Annotated in this window: 7 protein-coding genes; 4 read left to right on the plus strand and 3 right to left on the minus strand. The window is 50.1% G+C overall.

All coding sequences use genetic code 11. The features are described from left to right. Positions 1-158: 158 nt before the first annotated feature. Positions 159-1214, minus strand: a complete 1056-nt coding sequence (locus GNP95_RS18500; RefSeq protein WP_330163509.1) for an NAD(P)/FAD-dependent oxidoreductase — start codon at positions 1212-1214, stop codon at positions 159-161. A 122-nt stretch (positions 1215-1336) separates the two neighbouring features. Here GNP95_RS18500 and GNP95_RS18505 point away from each other — a divergent pair, with 122 nt between their 5' ends. From GNP95_RS18505 to GNP95_RS18515, 3 genes are all read left to right on the plus strand, one after another. Next, the gene (locus tag GNP95_RS18505; RefSeq protein ID WP_330163510.1) at positions 1337-2308 is read left to right on the plus strand and encodes an iron-hydroxamate ABC transporter substrate-binding protein; all 972 of its coding nucleotides are present in this window, start codon (positions 1337-1339) and stop codon (positions 2306-2308) included. A 101-nt stretch (positions 2309-2409) separates the two neighbouring features. Further along, on the plus strand, positions 2410-3420 hold the full coding sequence (locus tag GNP95_RS18510) for a FecCD family ABC transporter permease (RefSeq protein ID WP_155612322.1): 1011 nt from the start codon (positions 2410-2412) through the stop codon (positions 3418-3420). Then, positions 3417-4424 (plus strand): FecCD family ABC transporter permease, encoded by a 1008-nt coding sequence (locus GNP95_RS18515; RefSeq protein WP_155612323.1) that lies wholly within the window; start codon positions 3417-3419, stop codon positions 4422-4424. Before GNP95_RS18510 ends, GNP95_RS18515 begins: the two co-directional genes overlap by 4 nt. Before the next feature lie 84 nt (positions 4425-4508). Here GNP95_RS18515 and GNP95_RS18520 read toward each other — a convergent pair whose 3' ends face one another. Both GNP95_RS18520 and GNP95_RS18525 read right to left on the minus strand, forming a co-directional pair. Next, positions 4509-5528: an SDR family oxidoreductase gene (locus GNP95_RS18520; protein WP_155612324.1), complete on the minus strand. Its 1020-nt coding sequence runs from the start codon at positions 5526-5528 to the stop codon at positions 4509-4511. A gap of 71 nt (positions 5529-5599) precedes the next feature. Then, positions 5600-5971, minus strand: a complete 372-nt coding sequence (locus tag GNP95_RS18525; RefSeq protein WP_155612325.1) for a winged helix-turn-helix transcriptional regulator — start codon at positions 5969-5971, stop codon at positions 5600-5602. A 283-nt stretch (positions 5972-6254) separates the two neighbouring features. Here GNP95_RS18525 and GNP95_RS18530 point away from each other — a divergent pair, with 283 nt between their 5' ends. Continuing rightward, positions 6255-7007 carry an SDR family NAD(P)-dependent oxidoreductase gene (locus tag GNP95_RS18530; protein ID WP_155612326.1) on the plus strand — a complete coding sequence of 251 codons (753 nt, stop codon included), beginning with the start codon at positions 6255-6257 and terminating at the stop codon, positions 7005-7007. Positions 7008-7165 lie beyond the last annotated feature (158 nt).

Below are 7165 nucleotides of genomic sequence, written 5' to 3' on the forward strand. Positions count from 1 at the left end.
TTTCCCTCCATCCTCTTCCTATTTATATAAACTCAATTTCCTTTCTAAGGTTGCATAAAATAAAAAATCAACTGCATCGAAGGCGAATTTAACCTTTTGATACAGTTGATCTTATATAGAACGGCCTTAAGGCCGCTTATCCTCTTACTAGATTAAACTCACCTGATCATTTGCTTAATCAGTTCCCGATTGCGCGCCTTGAAAATTTCGTTGTGGGAAGAGACCATCCCGCTCTTGTGAGCGTCAGGCTGAATATACTGCTTCGCGCGGTTGACCGCATTGGCGGCATCCTGGAAAGCTCCCGCAATGAGATGCAGCTTCCCGTCGTGCTTCAAGATGTCGCCGGCGGCATACAGTCCCTCGATGGAGGACTCGCTGCCGGAACTGCCGGCAATATAATAATTGTCCGCAATGTCTATGTTCAGTTCGCTATTCTCCAGCAGGGCGGTATCGCGTTCATAGCCGTGATTAATAATGACTTCATCGACGCCAAGGAACATCACCTCGCCCGTCTCATGATTCGTCAGTTCTACACGTTCTATAGCTTCGTGGTTCTCACCAGCAATCAGCTTCGTAATCGACGTATTAAAATAACATTTAGCGGAGCTGTTCAGCAGCTGGGTTACTTGCGCCTCATGCCCGGACAACGCCTCTTTACGGTAGGTCAAGTAGACCTGGCCGGCAATCGGCTCCAGTTCATTCGCCCAATCGATGGCAGAATTGCCGCCTCCGGATATAATGACGGTCTTCCCTTTGAAACGCTGGAGCGATTTTACCGTATAGTTCAGGTTAGACACCTCGAACCTCTCCGCGCCTTCAATCTCCAGCTTCTGCGGATTCAGGATGCCGCCGCCCACGGCGACGATTACCGTGCGGGAGTAGTGCTTCCGTCCTGAAGCAGCCTGTAAAACAAAGATTCCTTCCCCGTCCCGAGAAATAGACTCCACCTTCTCATTTAATACAACCTCCGGATTAAAGGTAAGTCCCTGCTCAACGAGCTGCTCGATCAATTTCGCACCGGGAACTGGCGTCAATCCCCCAACGTCCCAAATCATCTTCTCGGGATAGACATGAACCTTGCCGCCCAGCCTGGGCTGATATTCTATCAGCTTGGTCTTCATTTCCCGAAGCCCGCTGTAAAAAGCGGAGTACAGCCCTGCAGGCCCCCCGCCAATGATCGTTACATCAAATATCTCCTGCCCTTGCTCCTCCACATCGATTCACTCCTCAGCAATATTTGTTGACCTAAAAAATGATTGACAACAATACATGGCGATTTTATAGTAATTATATTGAAATTGATAATCATTATCAAGTGGAAAAGGGGATTAACGAAGTGAAGAAGTTATGGATTCCAATAATTCTATTATTTGTGCTCCTGGTTAGCGCATGCGGCAGCCAGGCCGCAGATCATAGAGGAAACAGCGGGGGAGCCGGCCAAAATACAGACGCTGCTTCAGAGAACAAGGGAGCGCCGGACGGCAATAACAAAGCTGGAACGATCACTTACCAGTCCGAGAACGGACCGATCGAAGTGCCTGCAAATCCGCAGCGCGTTATCGTGCTGTCCTCTTATGCCGGTAATGTGATGGCTCTGAACGTAAATCTGGTTGGCGTCGATTCCTGGTCGAAGATGAACCCGCGTTTTGCCGATCAACTTAAGGATGTAGAAGAAGTCTCCGACGAAAGTCTGGAGAAAATAATTGAGCTTGACCCCGACCTGATCATCGGTCTGTCCAATATTAACAATGTCAACAAGCTGCAAGAGATTGCCCCTACCGTAACGTTTACTTATGGGAAGGTTGATTATTTGACCCAGCACCTGGAGATCGGCAAGCTGCTGAACAAGGAGAAAGAAGCGCAAGCGTGGATCGACGATTTCAAACAAAGAGCGCAGCAAGCCGGAGAAGACATTAAGGCGAAGATCGGTGCGGACGCCACCGTTTCGGTCATTGAGAACTTCGATAAGCAGATTTATGTATTTGGCGACAATTGGGGACGCGGCACGGAAATCCTGTACCAGGAGATGAAGCTGGCTATGCCGGAGAAGGTCAAGGAAATGGCGCTAAAAGACGGATACTACGCCTTATCTTTGGAGGTTCTGCCTGAATACGCCGGAGATTACCTGATCCTCAGCAAGAACCCAGATACGGACAACTCCTTCCAAGAGACCGATACGTACAAAAATATGCCGGCCGTCAAGAACAAACATGTATTCGAAGCCAATGCGAAGGAATTCTATTTCAACGATCCGGTCACCTTGGACTACCAGCTGGAATTTTTTATCGATCACTTCTTAAACAAGTAGTTACAGATTGCCTTTATCGTTAAAACAAACAGCAGGAATTCTTATGACGATGTAAGAATTCCTCTTCTTTATATTCTACCTTAAGAAAAGATGAGTGACTGATGACTATAAAAAAACGAAAAAACATCCCCTTTCCCTACAAGCTCCTGGCCGGGATCATTGCATTAATCGGCATGTTCGTCATTGCCATGGTTTTTGGAGCTGCAGACACGTCGCTTCAAGATGTATGGCTGGCGCTAACTTCTAATACTGCAGGCGATAAAATTTCCATGATTCGTGAAATCCGCCTGCCTCGCGAAGTTGCAGCTATCTTCGTCGGAGCAGCCCTGGCAGTGGCCGGAGCGGTCATGCAGGGCATGACGAAGAACCCGCTCGCCGATCCCGGCTTGCTTGGCCTGACAGCCGGGGCGAATGCGGCGCTGGCCGTAACGATCGCCTTCATTCCTGCGGCCAACTACTTCGGCATCATGATCGGCTGCTTTATTGGGGCGGCTGTCGGGGCCGCGCTGGTCTTCGGCATCGCCGCGGCTAGGAAAGGCGGCCTGTCCCATTTCCGAATCGTGCTGGCCGGGGCAGCCATCTCGGCATTCCTGTATGCGATCGCTGAGGGGATCGGGATTTATTTCAAAATATCCAAGGACGTATCCATGTGGACGGCAGGCGGCATGATCGGCACGACCTGGAAGCAGCTCTTGCTCATCGTGCCCTTTATCGTGCTCGGCATCCTGACCTCGTTATTCCTCTCCCGCCAGCTGACCATCCTCAGCTTAAGCGAAGAGGTTGCCGTAGGACTAGGCCAGAATATCGCGGTCATCAAGACGGTCCTCTTCATCGTGATCATTCTGCTGGCCGGAGCTTCTGTGGCGCTTGTCGGGAACATGGTGTTCATCGGCCTGATGATTCCGCACGTCGTCCGGGCCATCGTAGGTACCGATTATAGGTACATTATCCCGATGTCGGCGATCTCGGGAGCTGCGTTCATGCTGTTTGCCGACACGCTGGGCCGGACTGTCAACGCTCCTTACGAGACGCCCGTGGCCGCCATTGTGGCGATGATGGGTCTTCCTTTCTTCCTGTTCATCGTACATAAAGGAGGCAAAGCATTCTCATGATACAACGGGCATTACTACGCAAACAGCGCCTCATTCTGCTGATTCTGCTGGCGCTGATCATCGCCACGGTCGTTATAGGCATGGGAATCGGGTACTCTTCTTTATCCTATGACCGGTTAATCCCTACCCTGCTTGGTCAGGGCACATTCAAAGAGGAGTTTGTATTGTTCTCCGTCAGGCTGCCGCGAATCGTCATTACACTGCTGGCCGGCATGGCGCTGGCCTTGTCGGGGGCCATCCTGCAAGGAATCACGCGCAACGATTTGGCTGACCCGGGGATTATAGGCATTAACTCTGGAGCTGGCGTGGCAATTGCGGTGTTCTTTTTATTTTTTCCGATCAAGGCAGGACCGTTTGTGTACTTGCTTCCTTTGGTGGCCTTCATTGGGGCCTTTCTGACGGTGTGTGCCATCTATGTATTCTCATACAATCGGACGGCTGGCCTGCAGCCTGTACGCTTGGTGCTTACCGGGATCGGCTTCTCCATGGCGCTATCCGGGGTCATGATCGTCCTCATCTCCTCCGCAGAGCGGGCCAAGGTCGACTTCATCGCTAAGTGGATTGCCGGCAACATCTGGGGTTCCGATTGGCCCTTCATCAGGGCGATGCTGCCCTGGCTGATTGCGCTTATTCCCTTTACCTTGTATAAGGCCCATCGCCTGAACTTGATGGAGCTGAGCGAACCAGTCACGATCGGCGTAGGCGTACCCGTTGAAAAAGAGCGAATCGTGCTGCTGCTTACTGCCGTTGCCCTCGCGGCGTCTGCCGTCTCCGTCACGGGCGGAATTTCATTCATCGGCCTGATGGCTCCGCACATAGCCAAGGCGCTTATCGGGCCGCGCAACCAGCTGTTCATCCCTATTGCGGTACTCATTGGCGGATGGCTGCTGCTCGCAGCCGATACTATTGGCCGCAACATCGTTCAGCCAGACGGTATTCCAGCGGGGATCATGGTCGCCCTGATCGGCGCACCCTACTTTGTCTATTTGCTGCTCAGAAAATAACCTAACCATCAGAAAGCCCCTAAAGCGCATGGCTACCGCCTGCTGCCTTAGGGGCTTTGAACATTGCAGATTTGCTTAAATTTCTTATTCAGTTACAGCCTTTACAGCACGGTCCATGGCATCGATCACCTTGTCGCACCACGCATCGAATTCCGGATCCTCCAGCTGCAGCTCCGGATGGGCCAGTATGTACTGCACAGTCTGCTTGATGCCTTGATCAAGCCTAGTCGTTGCCACGAATTCCGGAACAAGGCGTTTCAGTTTAGAATTATCGAACACGACCGAATTGGCCTTATCCCCCAGCAGGCTGCCCCGTAAATCATCCGAACTGCACGCCGCCAAAAATTCGGAGGACACGTGAACCGCATTCAGCTTCACGCCCAAAGCATCGGCAATCATCTCATAGATTTGGTTCCAGGTTACCGTCTCATCAGACGTAATATGAACGGACTCGCCAATCGCATGAATGTTACCCATCAAGCCTATGAAGCCTTTGGCAAAATCGCTGTTATGTGTCATTGTCCAAAGTGAAGTTCCATCCCCATGAATAATGACTGGCTTGTTCTCAAGCATCCGCTTCGCGACCTGCCAGCTTCCCTTGCTGCCATGCACGCCCAACGGGATGGACCGCTCGCAATACGTATGGCTTGGCCTTACAATCGTTATCGGGAAGCCATTCTCCCGGTACTGCTTCACCAGATACTCTTCGCAGGCGATTTTATTTCTGGAATACTCCCAATAAGGGTTCGATAATGGCGTTCCTTCAGTAACTCTATAATCCGACAATGGGGTCTGATAGGCTGACGCCGAGCTGATGAAAATAAATTGCTTCGTTCTCCCGTTGAACAGGCGATAATCCCTCTCCAGCTGCTCAGGGTGGAAGGCGATAAAATCAGCCACCACATCAAAGTTCATATTCTCGATAAGCCGAGCCACGGCGGCTTCATCATTGATGTCGGCTTGCAGGATATTGATTCCGGCCGGCAATCCGCTATTTCTTGTTCCCCTGTTCAATAAATACAGCTCGCAATTCTCCATCTCGGCCAGCTGCTGCGTGATCGCTGAGCTGATCGTTCCCGTTCCGCCGATAAATAATACTTTCATTCGGACACCTCCATCCATGGTTGATTCCACTTTCAAGATATCATGCATGGTCCATCAAGACAATGACTTGATCATTCCAAATGTCCATTTAGAACATTCTCCTCCAATACGGCAAATTTATTGCCGTACACCTTGGTGATATGCTTATCCCCCCATGCGCATAAGGCATCCAAGATCCCTCGCAGGCTCTGTCCGTATTCGCTAAGTTCATACTCCACCTTAGGTGGCACTTGATTATATATAATTCTATTAATTACGCCGTCTGCCTCCAGCTCGCGCAATTGCTGCGTCAGCATCTTCTGGGTAATTTCCGGCATAAGCCGCTTCAATTCGCTCGTTCGCTTTTTGCCATGCGTCAGATGGCACAGAATCACACATTTCCACTTGCCCCCAATGACCTCCAGCGTGGCTTCTACGGAAATATTATATTTCTTCTTTTTCAAATTGCACTTCCTCCTTACATTTAAACCTTCCCATAGGTTCAAAAAAGCATCTACATTAAAACAAATATCTATAGCACTTTATAGTGCGTACTTATCCAAATGACATGCATATTTCATAATAGCACTTGTCGATGAGTTATCAAAATCCTCCCAAGCTAATAGATGAAAGAACGATTGAATAATAAGATATGATGGGATATACCTTCGTAAAGTAATATAATTAAAACTGCAGAGTTACAGGGATTTCCGTCTGAATAATCATAGGTCTAAAGGAGACGATACGATGGTAAACGTCAGAGGAAAATGGGCGCTGATTACGGGCGCAAGCCGGGGCGTCGGTTATCAGATTGCTATTTTTATGGCCAAGCAGGGCTGCAACCTAATTTTGCACAGCAGAAGTCTGGAGCATACCCGGAAAGTCGAAGAAGAGGTTAAGGCATTGGGCGTAGAAGCCTATGGTGTGCAAGCCGAGCTGGCTAACCATGAGGAAGTCGTCGCCATGCTGGATGAGATTGAAGCAAACGGAACCGAAGTTGATATCGTCTTCAACAACGCGGCGGTGCAAATTGCGTATAGAACGGATTATTGGAGTACGCCCGTCGAGGACTTTGAAATGAGCTTCCGCATTAATTTCATTTCGATCGCCACCATCTGCAACAGGCTGATTCCAAAAATGATTGAACGCGGCTTCGGACGGGTCATCAATACGACAAGCGGCATCCGAAACGAGCCAGAGCAAGCTGGTTATGCGGCAAGCAAAGCGGCCCTGGACAAATTCACGAAAGATCTGGCTTCCCGTTTAGAGGGAACCAATGTGATGATCAACATTACCGATCCAGGCTGGTGCAGAACCGATCTAGGCGGTCCGCAGGCTCCATGCGCTGTCGAGAGCGTTGTTCCCGGCATCGCGGTAGGCGCCTTTGTAGACGACAAGAAAAGCGCGCGGTTCTTCCCTGCACAGGACTTCGTCGGCATGACGCTCGAGGACGCGGTAGCCAAAGCCGAGAAAATCGAAGCGAATCCATATACCATTTAGCCGTAACGCGCAAAAAGGGGAGTCCGGAGGACAATGTCATTAAGATAAGATCAAAGACAAGACCGGGAGTAAAACTGAAATGCAAAACGGCATAGGAAAAGCCCTGTGCCGTTTGTTTTTTGGTTCAAGCAAGAAAAAAGCGTACAGCAAACAAAGCG

Origin of the sequence: Paenibacillus woosongensis (assembly GCF_009725165.1) — a bacterium.
Taxonomy (GTDB): Bacteria; Bacillota; Bacilli; order Paenibacillales; family Paenibacillaceae; genus Fontibacillus; species Fontibacillus woosongensis.

Excerpts from the sequence above, each read along its gene's own strand:
- GNP95_RS18510 (WP_155612322.1), top strand. The coding sequence starts at position 2,410 with ATGACTATAAAAAAACGAAAAAACATCCCCTTTCCCTACAAGCTCCTG.
- GNP95_RS18515 (WP_155612323.1), top strand. The coding sequence starts at position 3,417 with ATGATACAACGGGCATTACTACGCAAACAGCGCCTCATTCTGCTGATT.
- GNP95_RS18530 (WP_155612326.1), top strand. The coding sequence starts at position 6,255 with ATGGTAAACGTCAGAGGAAAATGGGCGCTGATTACGGGCGCAAGCCGG.
- GNP95_RS18520 (WP_155612324.1), bottom strand. The coding sequence starts at position 5,528 with ATGAAAGTATTATTTATCGGCGGAACGGGAACGATCAGCTCAGCGATC.